14 protein-coding genes and 2 pseudogenes are annotated in these 16,007 nt (G+C 66.9%); 7 read left to right on the top strand and 9 right to left on the bottom strand.

What is annotated here, in order from left to right; translation table 11 throughout:
* The first annotated feature begins 44 nt into the window (after positions 1 to 44).
* On the top strand, positions 45 to 1,247 hold the full coding sequence (locus tag AC3WQZ_RS08575; RefSeq protein ID WP_010813539.1) for a DUF2863 family protein: 1,203 nt from the start codon (positions 45 to 47) through the stop codon (positions 1,245 to 1,247).
* 65 nt (positions 1,248 to 1,312) lie between these two features.
* Here AC3WQZ_RS08575 and trmB read toward each other — a convergent pair whose 3' ends face one another.
* Entirely contained in the window at positions 1,313 to 1,999 is a 687-nt protein-coding gene (gene trmB, locus AC3WQZ_RS08570; protein ID WP_010813540.1) for a tRNA (guanine(46)-N(7))-methyltransferase TrmB, read from the bottom strand.
* A gap of 137 nt (positions 2,000 to 2,136) precedes the next feature.
* On the opposite strand from trmB, the gene AC3WQZ_RS08565 reads away from it, so the two are divergent.
* Positions 2,137 to 3,768: an ABC transporter substrate-binding protein gene (locus tag AC3WQZ_RS08565; RefSeq protein ID WP_011615749.1), complete on the top strand. Its 1,632-nt coding sequence runs from the start codon at positions 2,137 to 2,139 to the stop codon at positions 3,766 to 3,768.
* A gap of 52 nt (positions 3,769 to 3,820) precedes the next feature.
* On the opposite strand, the gene AC3WQZ_RS08560 is transcribed toward AC3WQZ_RS08565, so the two are convergent.
* The 3 genes from AC3WQZ_RS08560 to AC3WQZ_RS08550 all read right to left on the bottom strand — a co-directional run bounded on the left by AC3WQZ_RS08560 (position 3,821) and on the right by AC3WQZ_RS08550 (position 6,711).
* A complete protein-coding gene (locus AC3WQZ_RS08560) occupies positions 3,821 to 4,693 on the bottom strand; it encodes a class I SAM-dependent methyltransferase (protein WP_010813542.1) in 873 nt (290 codons plus the stop codon).
* 54 nt (positions 4,694 to 4,747) lie between these two features.
* The gene (locus AC3WQZ_RS08555) at positions 4,748 to 5,500 is read right to left on the bottom strand and encodes a tetratricopeptide repeat protein (protein ID WP_010813543.1); all 753 of its coding nucleotides are present in this window, start codon (positions 5,498 to 5,500) and stop codon (positions 4,748 to 4,750) included.
* A 74-nt stretch (positions 5,501 to 5,574) separates the two neighbouring features.
* On the bottom strand, positions 5,575 to 6,711 hold the full coding sequence (locus tag AC3WQZ_RS08550) for a PLP-dependent cysteine synthase family protein (protein ID WP_010813544.1): 1,137 nt from the start codon (positions 6,709 to 6,711) through the stop codon (positions 5,575 to 5,577).
* 323 nt (positions 6,712 to 7,034) lie between these two features.
* On the opposite strand from AC3WQZ_RS08550, the gene AC3WQZ_RS08545 reads away from it, so the two are divergent.
* Together AC3WQZ_RS08545 and AC3WQZ_RS08540 are read left to right on the top strand one after the other, a co-directional pair.
* Positions 7,035 to 7,904: a spermine/spermidine synthase domain-containing protein gene (locus tag AC3WQZ_RS08545; RefSeq protein ID WP_492300336.1), complete on the top strand. Its 870-nt coding sequence runs from the start codon at positions 7,035 to 7,037 to the stop codon at positions 7,902 to 7,904.
* 56 nt (positions 7,905 to 7,960) lie between these two features.
* Positions 7,961 to 8,770, top strand: a pseudogene (locus AC3WQZ_RS08540) (YoaK family protein); the annotation flags it as partial.
* Between the two features lie 43 nt (positions 8,771 to 8,813).
* On the opposite strand, the gene AC3WQZ_RS08535 reads toward AC3WQZ_RS08540, so the two are convergent.
* The gene (locus AC3WQZ_RS08535) at positions 8,814 to 9,251 is read right to left on the bottom strand and encodes a universal stress protein (RefSeq protein WP_010813547.1); all 438 of its coding nucleotides are present in this window, start codon (positions 9,249 to 9,251) and stop codon (positions 8,814 to 8,816) included.
* 52 nt (positions 9,252 to 9,303) lie between these two features.
* The gene (locus tag AC3WQZ_RS08530; protein ID WP_492296553.1) at positions 9,304 to 9,639 is read right to left on the bottom strand and encodes a hypothetical protein; all 336 of its coding nucleotides are present in this window, start codon (positions 9,637 to 9,639) and stop codon (positions 9,304 to 9,306) included.
* Positions 9,640 to 9,702: 63 nt separating this feature from the next.
* Between AC3WQZ_RS08530 and AC3WQZ_RS08525 the strand changes: the two genes are divergently transcribed.
* The 3 genes and pseudogenes from AC3WQZ_RS08525 to AC3WQZ_RS08515 all read left to right on the top strand — a co-directional run bounded on the left by AC3WQZ_RS08525 (position 9,703) and on the right by AC3WQZ_RS08515 (position 11,768).
* The gene (locus AC3WQZ_RS08525; protein WP_492296551.1) at positions 9,703 to 10,059 is read left to right on the top strand and encodes a hypothetical protein; all 357 of its coding nucleotides are present in this window, start codon (positions 9,703 to 9,705) and stop codon (positions 10,057 to 10,059) included.
* Between the two features lie 228 nt (positions 10,060 to 10,287).
* Positions 10,288 to 10,968, top strand: coding sequence for a methyl-accepting chemotaxis protein (locus tag AC3WQZ_RS08520; RefSeq protein ID WP_041687462.1), 681 nt, complete (start codon positions 10,288 to 10,290; stop codon positions 10,966 to 10,968).
* A gap of 13 nt (positions 10,969 to 10,981) precedes the next feature.
* Positions 10,982 to 11,768: pseudogene (locus tag AC3WQZ_RS08515) on the top strand (type IV pili methyl-accepting chemotaxis transducer N-terminal domain-containing protein).
* Positions 11,769 to 11,786: 18 nt separating this feature from the next.
* On the opposite strand, the gene AC3WQZ_RS08510 reads toward AC3WQZ_RS08515, so the two are convergent.
* From AC3WQZ_RS08510 to AC3WQZ_RS08500, 3 genes are all read right to left on the bottom strand, one after another.
* Entirely contained in the window at positions 11,787 to 12,299 is a 513-nt protein-coding gene (locus AC3WQZ_RS08510; protein ID WP_011615757.1) for a DNA-deoxyinosine glycosylase, read from the bottom strand.
* Between the two features lie 73 nt (positions 12,300 to 12,372).
* The gene (gene htpG, locus AC3WQZ_RS08505; RefSeq protein ID WP_439668083.1) at positions 12,373 to 14,274 is read right to left on the bottom strand and encodes a molecular chaperone HtpG; all 1,902 of its coding nucleotides are present in this window, start codon (positions 14,272 to 14,274) and stop codon (positions 12,373 to 12,375) included.
* A gap of 123 nt (positions 14,275 to 14,397) precedes the next feature.
* A complete protein-coding gene (locus AC3WQZ_RS08500) occupies positions 14,398 to 15,948 on the bottom strand; it encodes an aminotransferase-like domain-containing protein (RefSeq protein WP_010813554.1) in 1,551 nt (516 codons plus the stop codon).
* Positions 15,949 to 16,007: the final 59 nt, after the last annotated feature.

Genomic DNA, 16,007 nt, shown 5'->3' with positions numbered 1-16,007 from the left:
ACGAGTAGAATACCGTTTTACGCATAAACGGACGGTTTCTTTCTATGGCAGGTTTTCGCCCCAAGGCTTCCCCACGACTCTCCCCTGACGCCGAGCGTCTGGTGGCCGATGCGCTCGCCCTCGACGCTTCGGGCAGCCGCATGGAGGACGCGTACTGGGAACGGCGGCTCTCGCAGCGCCTGGGCCGCCTGCTGAAGAACGGGAGCCAGACCGCGCTCGACGCGGCGCTGGAACACCTGTTCAAGCACAATGCAGACGCCTCCGACGTGCTGGCCGAGCAGGCCGAGACGCTCGCCGAATCCGCCACCATCGAGGTCGACGGCCAGCGCCATGACGCGCTGCTGATCGCCGCCCCGATCCTGGCGCACACGCGCTACGCCATTCCCTCCGGCTCGCTCAAGCCGGAGCTGGCGCAAACGTTGGCGGTGCACTTGCAGGCACATGTGCTGGCCACCGGGACCAAGGTCTCGCTGTCGCCCTACCTATACAGCATCGACCAGCTGCCGCGCACGCACAGCGACACCTTTGCGCTGACGCACAAGCTGTCCGCGGCCGCCCTGGCCGGCACGGTACCCAAGGTCGACTTGCGCGACCTGCCCGAGACCGCGCCGATCCTGGCCGATCCGCGCTACCTGCTGGCCGTGGTGGTGGCTCCGCACGAGCAGGCGCTGTTCCGCTGGCAGGAAGACGCCAAGGAGCACCACGCCGAGCGCTCGACCTGCCTCGACCAGTGGCGCACCCAGGTGCAGCCGTCGGTGGCGCTGCTGCTGCCGGGCTGCGAGTTCGAGCTGCTGCTGCCCGACGCATTCTTCCTGTCCTGCCGCGAGTCCGACAAGAGCATCCGCCCGCTGACCGTGCGCGCCGCGGTCAACTACCTGTGCGGCACGCTCGACATCTCCGCCGGCCAGCTGGCCGCCGTGGTGGCTGCCTTCGGCGAGGAAGTGGTCGAGGAATACCGCGTGGGCTTCACCATGCGCGGCGAGAAGGATGTGATCTACGGCATCGTGTGGCCGGTCTACGGCCGCGAAGCCGGCGAGGTCGATGCCGACGAAAAGGGCAACCCGCTCGAGCAGATCTGCGAGGAACTGCGCAACGCCGGCGTAGAAGACATCTTCCGCCACGCCGCGCTGTTCGATCCGGAATACTGCGAGGACTGCGGCACGCCGCTGTACGCGGACCGCAACGGCGAGATCGTGCATGCCGAACTGCCCGAGGACGCCCCGACGCAGCAGCCGCTGTTCCACTGACGCGCCCGGCTGCGCCTGGCAAAAAGACGGCCCGCATGCGCGGGCCGTTTTCATTGGCGAGCCGCTCAGGCGCGCTGGCGCTCGCTGACGCAGCGCCACAAGCCGTGGCCCGATGCCCCGTACTTGCGCTCGAACGGCGTCATCGGTTGCGCCGGGGCCCACGCCTCTACCCGCGCCGGGCGCCCGACCAGTGCTAGCGCCTGGGCAAACTCATCGATATAGATGCGCCAGTTGCTGCGGCACTCCAGATAGTCGCCGCAGGCGGCCAGCGCCGGGAACACCGCATGCCCCTGCCAGCGCCGCCCCAGGTGGCCGATCTTGGGCCACGGGTTCGGGTACAGCACGTAGTGGCGCGCCACCGGCACGGCCTCGGCCTGCAGCAGGCGCCACACGTCGACCAGGTCGGCCCGCGCCCAGCAGAAGTTGGCTGGCATCGGCGCCTCGCCCCACCAGTCCTTGCCGGCGGCCAGGCGCTTCTCGGACTGGTCGATGCCGATCACGAAGTGGTCCGGGAACGCTGTGGCCAGCCGCAGCGTGCTTTCGCCCACGCCGCAGCCCGCATCCAGGATCAGCGGCGCGCCGCCGGCCTGCTGCCAGCTTTGCAGCGCCGCGCCGAGCTCGCGCCGGCTGGCTTCGCCGATGGGCTTGCGGAACGGCTCGGCCAGGTGGCGCGCGACGCGCGCGGCCAGGTGTTCGTGGACATCGGCCTGGGCCGAGACAATGGTGCGGGAATTGGCAAACATGGGCGCCATTCTAACGGCGCCGTCCCGCATCGGCTTGCCTGCCCGCGCCAAAGGCTGCAACCAAGCCACTTTAGCGGCACAATGCGGGACAAACCCGCCTGAGAACCCGGCCGCGCCCGCGCGGACCCGTACGAGGAGCCAGCCAGATGACACCGACCCACGCCCTGCCGCCGCAACGTCCGCCCCGCCGCCCTGCCCGTCGCGCCGTGCTCCATGCCGCCACCGCGCTGGTGCTTGGCAGTGCCGCCTTCACGCTGCTGCCGGCGGGTGCCGCCCACGCCGAAGACCTGCGCATCGGCCTGGCGGCCGACGTGACCTCGATGGACCCGCACTGGAACAACTCGGGCCCCAACAACGCCATCGCGCTGCATGTGTTCGAGTCGCTCGTGTTCATGGACAAGAACGCGCGCTACATCCCCGGCCTGGCGTTGTCGTGGAAGCCGGTCAACGCCATCACCTGGGAGATCAAGCTGCGCCCCAACGTGAAGTGGCATGACGGCTCGCCCTTTACCAGCGAGGACGTCAAGGCCTCGCTGGAGCGCCCGGAGAAGCTGGTCAACAGCCCCGGCTCGTTCACCAGCTACACCAAGCCGATCGCGCGCATCGACACGCCCGACCCGCTGACGGTGCGCCTGACCATGAGCGTGCCCAATTACGCCAACCTGGCCAACGACCTGAACAGCGTGCCGATCATGCCGAAGAAGGTCGCCGCCACGCTGACGCAGGCGGACTTCGACTCGGGCAAGGCGATGATCGGCACCGGCCCGTTCAAGTTCGTGCGCTTTGCGCGCGGGCAGGAAATCGTGATGGAGCGCAACCCCAACTACTGGGGCCCCAAGCCCGAGTGGGACCGCGCCATCTTCCGCATCATCACCGACAACGGCGCGCGTTCGTCCGCGCTGCTGGCGGGCGATGTCGACGTGATCGAGAGCGTACCGTCGGCCGACGTCGCGAAGCTGAAGCAGAATCCGAAGTTCAAGATCGAGCAGCAGGTGTCGTGGCGCACCATCTTCTGGCAGATGGACCAGTCGCGCGACAACCCGCCCTTCGTCACCGACAAGGCCGGCAAGCCGCTGGGCAAGAACCCGTTCAAGGATGCGCGCGTGCGCGCCGCAATCAGCAAGTCGCTGAACCGCGACGCCATCATCAGCCGCATCATGGAAGGGCTGGCGGTGCCGGCATCGTCGATCGTGTCGCCGCAGATCTTCGGGCATCCGGGCACCAAGCCGGAGGCCTATGATCCGGAAGGCGCGAAGAAACTGCTGGCCGACGCGGGCTACCCCGACGGCTTCGGCCTGACGCTGCACGCCACCAACAACCGCTACCTGAACGACGCCGCAGTGGCGCAGGCCACCGCCAGCATGCTGACGCGCATCGGCATCCAGACCAAGGTGGAGACGTTGCCGGTGGCGGCCTACTTCACGCGCGCACGCCAGGGCGAGTTCGCCTTCCAGATGCTGGGCTGGGGCTCGGCCGCGGCCGACGTGGCCTTGCGCTCGATCACTGGCACGCCCAACCCCAAGACCGGTTACGGCACCTGGAACTGGGGCAAGTACAGCAACCAGCAGCTGGACCAGCTGATCGAGAAATCGCTGACTACCGTCAGCAGCGACAAGGCGCGTGAGGAGAATGCCCGCATCGCGGCCAAGTTTGCGCTGGCCGACCACGCGATCATTCCGTCGCACAGCCAGCTGGCGATGTGGGCGATGAAGAAGGGACTGAAGTACGAGGCGCGCACCGACGAGTGGTCGCTGGCGCAGTTCTTCCACAAGGAGTGAGGGCGGGACTGCCCGCTGCCGCTCTCCCGCGCAGCGGGAGAGCGGCCGTTCCTCAGATCTTCAACCGCTCTTCCTGCCGCGCATTCGCCGCGCGCAGCTTCTGCACCCAGTCGCGCGCAGGCAGGCCGGTAGTCTTCTCGACCACATCGGCGCGCGCCTCGATCACTTCCCACGACACATCGATCTCCGGCCCATTGAATGCCAGCGCAATGACGTTGCCGTCATGCACTTCCGGGAACACCAGCACGCGGTTGTCGAAGGCATCGCAGATGCGTTCGATATTCTTCGGAAAGCTGTCGTGGTCGCCGAACAGGTTGATGGTCATCACCCCGGGTGCCTTCAGCGTGCGGCGGCAGGCGCGGTAGAACGCGGTGGTGTCCAGCACCGGGCCGCGCGCGGTGGCGTCGTACAGGTCCACCTGCAGCACGTCGATGGCGCCGGCGTGGGTGCCGTCCATGACGTAGTCCCAGGCATCCTGCTCGCGCACGGTCAGGCGCGCGTCGTCCTCGCGCAGGCCGAACATGCTGCGCCCGGCGATGATCACCGCGGGGTTCAGCTCCACCGCGGTCACGCGCGCGCGGCTGAACTGGCGGTGGCAGAACTTGGTCAGCGCCGCTGCGCCCAGGCCCAGTTGCACCACGTGGAATTCTTCGACCGAGGGCGACAGGAACAGCAGCCAGGCCATCATCTGCTGCGCGTATTCCAGCTCGATCGCATCGGGCTTGCGCAGGCGCATCGCGCCCTGCACCCACTCGGTGCCGAAGTGCAGGTAGCGCACCCCTTCCATTTCCGAGAAGGTCACCGGCGCAAAGCGCGGCGTCATGCGTTTTTCTTCGCGTGCCGGCGCCTCGCCACGGGTGCGGGTGCCACGTGCCGGACGGCGCGAGGCCACGGCTTCAATCGATTTGCGTTTCAGTAGGGTCATGTTGTCGAGAAAGGCGTTCAGCACCCGTTCCAGCATAGATGGGGGAAACGCGGATTACTTGCCCAGCGCCGCCTGCGCGCGCTGCAGCCATTCGCGGTTGTGTTCGCGGGCGTGGCGCGGCCAGTGGCGGGCGTCGTGGACGATATCGGCATAGAGCTGCTGCGCGCGTTCGCGGTCGGCGGCGTCGGGCTGCGCCGCCAGCCAGTCGGCGAAAAGGCAGCGCGGCGCGGCATCGCTGGCGCTGGTCAGCGCCTGCTCGAACGCGGCGCGCGTGCCGGATGCGCCGGTGGCCGCCAGCGCGCGTGCATACAGCAAGGCCGGATCGGGCTGCTGGCGCGACTGCGGATTGGTGGCGAACAGCTTTTCCAGCGTTGCCAGCGCGCCGGCCGCATCGCCGGTGGCGAACTGCGCCTGTGCCAGTCCTTGTAGCAGCGCCGGATCGGTCGCAAACGGTCCGCTGGCCGCTGCCTGGTAGTGCTGCAGGGCTTCCGACGGCTCCCCGGCCGCCAGCAGCGCGGCGCCCAGGCGCATGCGGTGCGCCACCGTCGGGGCGCGGTCAAAGTCTGAGCGAGCCTCGCGCACCGCGCGGTTCGGATCGACCAGTTGCGTGATGGCACGCGTGGCCGCACGCGCGCCGCGCGACTGGCGCAGCTCGGGCAGGTAGATCGCGAAGAAATACACCACGCTGCCCAGCCCCGGGAACAGGAACAGGATCAGCAGCCAGTACATGTTCTGGTGTGTGCGCACCGCGTGCACCGCAAAGAACAGTGCAACGATGATATGGATGCTGATGCCGAAGATACGCATAGGGAATTTACCTTGAAATCAATGGCCGGCGCGCCAGCCGCCGGCATTGTGACAGAAAGGCGGGGCCACGGGTTTCAGCCGCCCGCCGGGATGCCGGCGCCGGCCGATTGCAGCCCCGCCACCGCCTGCGGCGTCAGCACGGCCTCGCCATTGACCGCGCGCGCCACCAGCGCATCGGCCGCCTCGATGGCAATGCCCTGCGCGCTGTACCAGGCATCGTCGTAATAGGTGTTGCCGTAGCGCTCGCCGCTGTCGCACAGCAGGCTGACGATGGCGCCGCCCTCCCCCGCCGCGCGCATCTGCTGGGCCAGGTACAGCACGCCGACGAAATTGGTGCCGGTGGACCCGCCCACGCGGCGCCCGAAGCGCCCGGCGAGGTAGCGCATGGCCGCGAACGAGAGCGCGTCCGGCACCTTAAGCATGGCGTCGATACAGGTCGGGATAAACGAATGCTCCACGCGCGGCCGGCCGATGCCTTCAATGCGCGAGCCCTCCGCCAGGGACAGGTCCGGCTGCGGCTTGCCGTCCAGGCAGCTGCGGAAGTAGTCAAAGAACACCGAGTTCTCCGGGTCCGCGCACAGCACGCGGGTCTTGTGGCGCCGATAGGCCACATAGCGCCCCAGCGTGGCGATGGTGCCGCCGGTGCCGCCGCTCGATACCAGCCAGGCCGGCACCGCATGCTCTTCGTGCGCCATCTGCTTGAAGATCGACTCGGCGATATTGTTGTTGGCGCGCCAGTCGGTGGCGCGCTCGGCGTAGGTGAACTGGTCCATGAAATGCCCGCCCGTCTCCTGCGCAATGCGGCGCGAGGCGGCGTAGATCCCGGACGGGCTGCCCACCAGGTGGCAGTGCCCGCCGTAGAACTCGATCGCCTCGATCTTGGCGCGCGAGGTTCCCGCCGGGATCACCGCCACGAACGGCAGCCCGAGCAGCCGCGCAAAGTAAGCCTCGGAGATCGCGGTCGAGCCGCTGGATGCCTCCACCACCGTGCTGCCCTCGTGCAGCCAGCCGTTGCACAGCGCATACAGGAACAGCGACCGCGCCAGCCGGTGCTTGAGGCTGCCGGTCGGGTGGCTGGACTCGTCCTTGAAATAGACGCGGATGTCCGGGTAGCCCGGCAGGTCCAGCGGGATCAGGTGGGTGTCGGCGGAGCGGTTGAAATCCGCATCGATCTTGCGGATGGCTTCGTGGGTCCAGTCGGAAAGTGGCATGGCAGTGTTCCGGGCAGGCCGGACGTCAGGACAGACCGTCAGGATGCCAGAAGCGCACGCCGCAAATCCAGTTTCCGGGATGGGCAGGCGGGCTGGCACAGCCCGCAAAGGGCGGTTTCACCACAACCGCGGGACCGGGCATGGCATTTCCCGGCCGGATGCAGCCACCGCGCGGGTGCTGGGATATGATAATACGATTAATATCCTATGTGACTGAAACAGATGTCCACGATGTCCGCGATACCCGGGCGAGCCACCCGCCGCCTTGCCCGCGCCAGCCAGCCGGCTGGTCCCCGGATCCTGCATTGCGCAAGGCTGCCGTCATGAACGAACGCAAACCGGACGCCGACCCCGGCGTCGCAGCGGGTAGCCGCCGCACATCCTTTGAGTCTTATATGCGCTTCCTGGCCGAAGCCCCGCGCGACGGCACGCCCGTGGTGCTGGAGACCGAGACCGCCCTGTCGCTGCACTTCGACGTGCTGGCCACGCAGAGCTTCATGTCGCGGCGCGATCCCGACCGGCTGGTGCTGGGCTACACGCGCACCATGATGGGATTCCTGCTGTTGCATCCGTCGCCGGCACGGATTTCGGTGATCGGGCTCGGCGGAGGCTCGCTGGTCAAGTATTGCTACCGGCACCTGCCCGCCACGCGGGTGGTCGCTGTCGAGATCGACCCGGCGGTGATCGCACTGCGCGAGCGCTTCCGCATTCCGCCCGACGATGTCCGCCTGCAGGTGGTCTGCGCCGATGGCGCCGAGTACGTCAGGGGCCGGGAAGCGCGCCCCGAGGTCATCCTCGTCGACGGCTTCCTGGCTGACGGCATGCCGCTGCAGCTTGGCTCCGCCGGCTTCTACGCGGCCTGCCACGCGCGGCTGGCCGACGACGGCATGCTGGTGGCCAACTTCCTTGCAAGCGACCGCGGCATGCCGCACTACCTGGGCGCGGTGCGCGCCGTGTTCGGGGCCTCGATGTCGGTCGCACGCGCCGAGGACAGCTGCAACTACACCTTGTTTGCCTGGAAAGGCCCGCCCCGGCTGCCGTCGCTGCAGACGCTGCTGACACGCGCACGGGCGCTGGAAGCCGTGCATGCATTGAAGCTGACACCGACTGCCCGCCGCATGAAGCGCGGCGAGGCGGTTGCCGCCGACCCCGACGCCTGGCACGCCCTTGCCCGGCCCCGGGACACCCTGTAGCGGCAACGCAGGTCCGCCGCCGCCCTTCCCAATCCGCCAGACGCCGCCCCATCGCCATGCCGATCCTGTACCTGCGCAAACTGACCGGGAAGCGGCGTAGCCCCCACGCCAACCGGCACCTGGCCGGCTACCTCTGCTTTGTCGCCGGCGCCATCAATGCCGGCGGCTTCCTGGCCGTGCAGCAATACACCTCGCATATGTCCGGCGTGGTCTCGGCCATGGCCGACAACCTGGCGCTGGGCAGCTTCGCGCTGGTGCTGGATGGGGTCGGGGCGCTGCTGTCGTTTCTCGGCGGCGCCGCGTGCTCGGCGGTGCTGGTCAACTGGGGACGACGCCAACGGCTGCACAGTGAATACGCGCTGCCGCTGGCGCTGGAGGCGGGGCTGCTGCTGTGCTTTGGCCTGATCGGCGGCAACCTGGGGCAGCACCAGTGGCTGTTCGTGCCAGCCACGGTGATGCTGCTGTGTTTCATCATGGGGCTGCAGAATGCCATGATCACCAAGCTTTCGAACGCCGAGATCCGCACCACACACCTCACTGGCATGGTCACCGATATCGGCATCGAGCTGGGCAAGCTGTGCTACTGGAACGCAGCCGCGCCGGCGCGCACGCCATCACGCACACAAGCGCGCCCACTGCCCCGCGTGCTCGCCAACCGGCGCAAGCTGCGCCTGCTGGTGGTGCTGGTCACGCTGTTCTTTGCCGGCGGCATCACCGGCGCGCTGGGCTTCAAGCACATGGGTTTCAGCGCCACGCTGCCGCTGGCCGCGCTGCTGCTGGCGCTGATCGCAGTGCCGCTGAGCGACGACCTGCGCAGCCGCTGGCGCACAGGCTCACTGCCGCGCCTGGCGGCGCGGATGCGGCAATGCGTGCAGGCGGGCGCGCCGCGCCGGCGGCGCTAGGCGCCGCCTAGCGGTACACCAGCACCGGGATCTTGCTGTGGGTCAGCACCTTCAGGGTTTCGCTGCCGATCAGCATGCCCTGGACCCCGCGCCGCCCGTGCGAAGCCATCACGATCAGGTCGCAGCCTTTTTCCTCGGCCGTCTTGATGATAGCCTCGTAGGGATGGTCGTTGACGACGTATGCCGTGTCACAGGCCACGCCCGCGGCGACGGCCTCGTCGGCCAGTCCGCGCAGGTAGCGGGTCGCGTTTTCCCAGGCCTCCTTCACGTAGGTTTCGCGCGTGTCCTCCAGCATCTCGACCTGGTAGGTCAGGACGTGGTAGTTCGGACAGACGCGCACCGCGGTGGCACTCGCCCCCATGTCCCGCGCCAGCGTGAGAGCCTTGCGGAACGCCGATTCAGACAGGTCGGAACCATCGACCGCCAGCAGGAGATGCTTGAACATGATTGCCTCCTTGCCAGCATGGTTGCCGGCTAAGGCGCTCACTTCCGATGCGTCATCGCCATGCGTCCGAAAGTGCAAGCCCGCAAGGCGCACTACAAGGAGCGATCGATACCCCCGGTTTCGAATGATTCGTCGCTCGACTCCAGTATAGGTGCGCCATGGCCCACGGCAATCCGGCATGCGTCACATGCTCACGGGTGGATTCAGTACGGGCGATTTGCGAAGCCGTTGGCTGGCTGCGGGCCGCGTCAGGCCCGGCATAGGCCATCAGCGCGATGAAGACAGCCATGACGGTGGCGCCGACCGCCATGAACACGCGCTCGCGGCCCTGCCCGACCTTGTCGAGCAGCCAGCCCACCCACGAGCAGGCAGGCAAAGGCCACCACATAGGGCACCGCCGAGGCGATGCCGGCGTGCAGGACGTGGCGAGGCACTGTCAGGAAATCATGCCGTGATGATCGGATCCGCGGCCATGTCCTGGCACCGGGCGGCGCGACGCCATGGCGCTCACCGATGCGGGCGCGAATACCTGGCTGAAATTGCACCGCTGCTGCGGCAGCTGGAGGGGGCCACCATGAACGTGATGGCCCTCAAGGGCAGAGGTGGCGCCCTGTCGCTCTCGGTAGGTGCGTCGCTGGGCAGCTACTGGCTGATCCCGCGCCTGCCCGCATTTACGCGCGCGCACGGCGAGATCACCCTGAACCTGCGCACGCGCGTGGGTCCGGTGGACTTCAGCACCGCGTCCGTGGATGCGTCGCAGCAGCACGAGGCAGGTGTCGCCGAAAGAAGCCTGATGCAACTTCCGTGAGCCATGGCATGGATATTGCGAAGCGGTCGCACAGGCCAACGGCGGCCTTGAAACAAGCTGGCAAGTCGCGATGACATGCTCCGAAAAGGAGCGTCCCGGGCAACGATGCCCCGAAGCGAATGGACCACGAACCGGACAACCGGTTCGCAGGCATCTCGCTTCGGGGCGCTTTTGCTTCGCCGGTCAGCGCGGTGCGCGTCTGCGTCGACACTACCTGCAAGGCATGGCATGAACGCTCTCTCCACTCAGTCACCCGAGACCGAAGTGTCCGCCGAGACCATCGGCGCATTGATCAACCTTTCCGGCAGGCAGCGCATGCTGTCGCAACGGATCGTCCTCCAGATGCTGCTCGCTTCGCGGGGGGACACTGCCGCGCTCGATATCGCACGCAAGTGCCTGTCAATGTTCGAGTCGGCGCATTCGGATCTCGTGACGGGCAGTGAGCGCTTCCCCGGCACATTCTCCGGCGCCTTGCAGCAACTGTACTTTGGCAGTGCGCGCGCTGACGCTCGCATCCGTGAATTCATCGCCCGGGTCAGAACAGCGATAGACACACCACTGGCCGACACCAGCCGGCAAGCGTCATTCCTCGATGTGCTTGTGACGCAGGCCACGCCGATACTTGAGCTGCTGCAGACTGTCACGCAGGCCTACCAGGAGGAAATGCACCGTTGCGAGCTCGCTGTGCGCAAACGCCAGACCGACCTCGCCGATCGCCTCAGCGGTATTTCGATGCAGGCCAACATCGTCGCAATGAATGCACGCATCTCGGCGGCGCGGGCGGGAGAGTACGGCAGGGAGTTCTCGGTGATCACGCAGGTGCTTGCGGACATCATCAAGGAAATGGATCAGCTGATCCGCCACGTCGTCGGCTCGAACGACGGGCCCAAAGGACCAACCAGAGCCTGACGCGGAGACGCCCTTGAAACGTTACCTCAGTTCCTTCTGCCTGATCGTCTGCAGCGTCCTGGCGCTGGCCGGGACCGCTTGCGCCGAAACGCTGACGATCAACGCGGCGATCAACAAGGCGGGCCGCCAGCGCATGCTGTCTCAGCGCATGGCCAAGGCTTACTGCCAGGCTGGCCTCGGCGTTGAAGTCGAACGTTCGAAGAAGATTCTCGAGCAGTCCGTGGCGCTCTTCGACAAGCAGCTCATGGAGCTGACGGCGTTCACACCCACGCCGGAGATCAAGGATTCCTACGCCAGGCTCGGGCAGACATGGATTCCCTATAGACAGTTGCTGTCCGGCGGCGATCCGAATCCCGATAGCGCGAAAACCATCGCAAGAATGAGCGAGGACGTGCTGAAGCTTGCGCAACAGGCGACCCTCCTGCTCGAGAAACATTCGGGCACCGCGACGCAAGCTGATCAACGTTGCCGGCCGCCAGCGGATGCTCTCGCAGAGAATCGCCAAGATCAGCATGTTCCGCGCCTGGGGCATTACCTCCCCCCGGATGGCGCAGGATCTGGACATGGCTACCAGGGAATTCGCAGCCGCGCAGGAGCTTCTCACCTCGGCGCCGCAAAACACCGAGGCAATCCGTCGCGAACTGCTGCTGGCCGGGTCTCAGTGGCTGTTCTTTGAAGAGGCACTCAACCAGACCGGGGTCAGTCGCGCGGAACAGTTGAGGAACATCGCCACGACCAGCGAGCGTATTCTTCAGGTAATGGATGACGTCACCGGCATGTATGAAGGGATGCCCAGGTAACGTGGGTGCGTGAACGAGCTATGCCAGACGCTGCCTTACAGGCAGCCACTCTCGCAATGCCTGCCAGGCGCCCAGCTTTTCCGTGTAGGGCAAGGTATGAGCGGGACTACTGGAAGGAAGCCTGATGATCCGGTGATGGTCGCCATGCTGCCCAAGGGCCTTCAAACCGATACGCGCGGCAGTGCCGCCATTGAAGGCGATGACAGCCAGCCTGGGTAGTGATTCGATCAGGCTCGCCAGGTCGTTGCCGGCGTGATCCCGGATGTTGCTGTCCAGGCTGCCCTCACGCTTCGCTTGCGCCACCACGTCCCACAGACCGACGTGATGCGCCAGAAGCGTTTGCAGCCGCGCGGCATATTCCATGCGGACCAGGTCTTCACCGAGAACTTCGCCGGTCAGGCGCCAGAACTGATTCTGCCGATGCGCGTAATACTGGCATTGCGCCAGTGACGCCTCGCCCGGCAGGCTGCCGAGAATAAGGATGCGCGTGCCGGCGTCAACGACAGGCGGGAAGCACCGCTTCAGTGTCATCGGTCACGCGCTCCGCTACAACATATTGAGATGGGAATCCCCCGCCGCCGGCGCGGCGGGGGCAGCCGGGGCGTCAGGCCAGCAGCTTGTTGACGCGCTGCACATACGCAGCCGGATCGTCCAGCATGCCGCCTTCGGCCAGCAGCGCCTGGTCGAACAGCACCTGCACGCGGTCGCTGAAGGCATCGCCCTCGGGGAGATCGCGCAGTTTCTGCACCAGCGCGTGTTCCGGGTTCAGTTCCAGGATCGGCTGGGCGTCCGGCGCCTTCTGGCCGGCCTGCTTGAGCAGGCGCTGCAGGTAGCCGCTCATGTCGCCTTCGTCAGAGACCAGGCACGAGGCCGACGCGGTCAGGCGCAGCGTCACGCGCACGTCCTTGGCCTTGCCGTCGAGCACGGTCTTGGCGCGATCGACCACGTCCTTCCAGTCGGCCTCGGCCTTTTCCTGCTCGGCCTTCTCGGCCTCGTCGGCGAGCTTGCCCAGGTCCAGGTCGCCGCGCGCGACCGACACCAGTTCCTTGCCGTCGAACTCGCGCAGGAATGAAAGCATCCATTCATCGACGCGGTCGGTCAGCAGCAGCACTTCGATGCCCTTCTTGCGGAACACTTCCAGGTGCGGGCTGTTCTTCGCGGCGGACCAGGTATCGGCGGTGACGTAGTAGATCTTGTCCTGGCCTTCCTTCATGCGGCCGACGTAGGCGGCCAGCGCCACGTTCTGCTCGGCGGTGTCGTTGTGGGTGGAGGCAAAGCGCAGCAGCTTCGCCACGCGCTCCAGGTTGGCCTGGTCTTCACCGATGCCTTCCTTGAGCGCCTGCCCGAACTGCTGCCAGAAGGTGGTGTACTTGGCGCGCTCGGCTTCATCTTCACTGTCGGCCAGCGTTTCCAGCATCGACAGCACGCGCTTGGTGCAGCCCTCGCGGATGGCCTTGACGTCGCGGCTTTCCTGCAGCAGTTCGCGCGATACGTTCAGCGGCAGGTCGGCGGAATCGACCACGCCCTTGACCCAGCGCAGGTAGCCCGGCAGCAGCTGGTCGGCATCGTCCATGATGAAGACGCGCTTGACGTACAGCTTCAGGCCGGCCTTGTGGTTGCGGTCCCACAGGTCGAACGGGGCGCGCGCCGGGATATACAGCAGCTGGGTGTATTCGCTGCGGCCTTCCACGCGGTTGTGGGTCCAGGCCAACGGCGCCTCGTTGTCGTGCGCGATGTGCTGGTAGAAGGCGGTGTACTGCTCGTCGGTGATGTCGGACTTGGCGCGGGTCCACAGCGCGCTGGCCTGGTTCACGCTTTCCCACTCGGCGGTGCGCTGGTAGGTGCTGGATTCAGCGTCCCACACCTCCTTGGGCATGCGGATCGGCAGCGAGATATGGTCCGAGTACTTCTGGATGATGCCCTTCAGGCGCCAGGCCGAGAGGAAGTCGTCCTCGCCCTCGCGCAGGTGCAGCGTGATGGTGGTGCCGCGCTCGTTGCGGGCGATGGCATCGATGGTGAACTCGCCGTCGCCGGTGCTTTCCCAGCGCACCGCGTCTTCGGCGCCCAGGCCGGCGCGGCGCGTTTCCACCGTGACCTTGTCGGCGACGATAAAGGCCGAGTAGAAGCCCACGCCGAACTGGCCGATCAGCGCGGCGTCCTTCTGCTGGTCGCCGGAAAGCTGCTGGAAGAATTCCTTGGTGCCCGAGCGGGCGATGGTGCCGAGGTTGTGGATCGCCTCGTCGCGGCTCATGCCGATGCCGTTGTCGGTGATCGTCAGCGTGCGCGCCTTGGCGTCGGCCTCGATGCGGATCGCCAGGTCGGCGTCGTTCTCCAGCAGGGACGGGTTCGCGATCGCCTCGAAGCGCAGCTTGTCGGTGGCGTCCGAAGCATTCGAGACCAGCTCGCGCAGGAAGATTTCCTTGTTGCTGTACAGCGAGTGGATCATCAGGTGCAGCAGTTGCTTCACTTCCGCCTGGAAGCTCATCGTCTCGTGCGGTGCGGTCATGGTTCTCCTCTTGGAAACAGGCGAATCTGGAAAGTCGGTGTGGCCACGGTCCTGTGGCCGGTGCCGCCAGACATAGGGCCGCCCGGGCCATTTTTCAAGGCCCGGGTGCTGCCGGGATGTGACTTACAGGCGTTCTAGCTGGCGCGCCAGGAAGGCCAGCATTTCCGGGTGGCCGCTGCTGGCAACGTTGAAGCGCATCCAGCCCGACGGCATCTGCGACGGCGAGAACAGGCTGCCCGGGGCGAACAGGTAGCCCTCTTCATGCCCCGCGGTGGCGATCGCGTTGGTGTCGCGGCCGGTATCGGCCCACAGGTACATGCCGGCGTGCTGGCCGGGAAAGAGCCGCAGGCCCAGGCGCTCCAGCTCGCGCCGGGTCTCGTCGCGGGCGCGGTCCAGCCGGGTGCGCACGCGCTCCACATGTTTGCGGTAGTGGCCCTCGGTCAGCACCTTGTACAGCACGCGTTCGTTGATCTCCGGCGTGGCCAGCCCCGCCAGCAGCTTGCTGTCGGTCAGCGCCGACGCCGTCTCCGGGTGCGCGGCGATAAAGCCCACGCGCAGGTTGGCCGCCAGCGTCTTGGAAAAGCTGCCCAGGTAGATCACCCGGCGCAGCTGGTCCAGGCTGGCCAGCCGGGTGGCGGCGTGGCCGGGCGGGCACAGGTCGCAGTAGATATCGTCCTCGACGATCAGGAAGTCGTACTGCTCGGCCAGGCGCAGCAGCTGGAAGGCCTTGGCCGCCGACAGCGAGGTGCCGGTGGGGTTGTGCAGCACCGAGTTGATCACGAACAGCTTGGGCCGCCGCGCCTGCACGATGCGCTCCAGCGCCTCCAGGTCCGGCCCTTCGGCGGTGTACGGCACCCCGATCACCTGGGCGCCCTGCGCGGCAAAGCGGCCGAACATCACGAACCAGGCCGGGTCGCCCACCAGCACCGTGTCGCCGGGCTGCAGGTAGAGCCGCGCGATCAGGTCCAGGGCCTGGGTGATGCCCGAGGTCAGCACGATCTGCTCGGCACTGGCACCGATCTCCAGTTCTTCCAGCCGGGTGCGCAACTGCTGGCGCAGCGGCAGGAAGCCCTGCGGCGTGCCGCTGGCCAGAAAATGGTTGCCGGGCTGGCGGCCCAGCCCGCGCAGCGCGCTGGCGATCAGTTCGCCGTCGAGCCAGTCATTGGGCAGGAAGCCCAGTCCGGGCGCCTTGTGCGCCTCGGCGGTATGGAACATGCTGCGCAGCAGCCAGGTCACGTCGATATTACGCGCCACCGCCACGGCGCCGGACACCGGCGCCGCGGGCGCGGCCGGGGCACGCTCGCGCACGTAGAAGCCGGAGCCGCGGCGCGATTCCAGGTAGCCCAGCGCCACCAGCCGCTCATAGGCCTCGACCACGGTAAAGCGCGAGATGCCCTTCTCCTGGGCCAGCTGCCGGATCGACGGCATGCGCATGCCGGAGCGGAACACGCGCTCGTCGATGCGCATGCGGGCCCATTCGGTCAGTTGCTCGACCAGCGTCATCTGCGCCGAGGGGATCGGATCCGGGAAGCGCTCGGTGGGCGGCACCACCAGCCGCAGCGCGCGGCCGGAGGTATGCCCCGATGTGCTGTGGGCGTCGCCTCCGCTATCCTTCTGACGGGTGACGGTGGCGGTCTCGCCGCCGGCGTCGCCATCCCTGCTGTTGGCATCCATGTGCTGCTCCTGCAACTGTACTGAATACGATCCGCTCAACTGTACCGGTACTGTACCGA

The organism is Cupriavidus sp. FW305-26 (assembly GCF_058787975.1).
This window is presented reverse-complemented; position numbering and strand designations above follow the sequence as displayed.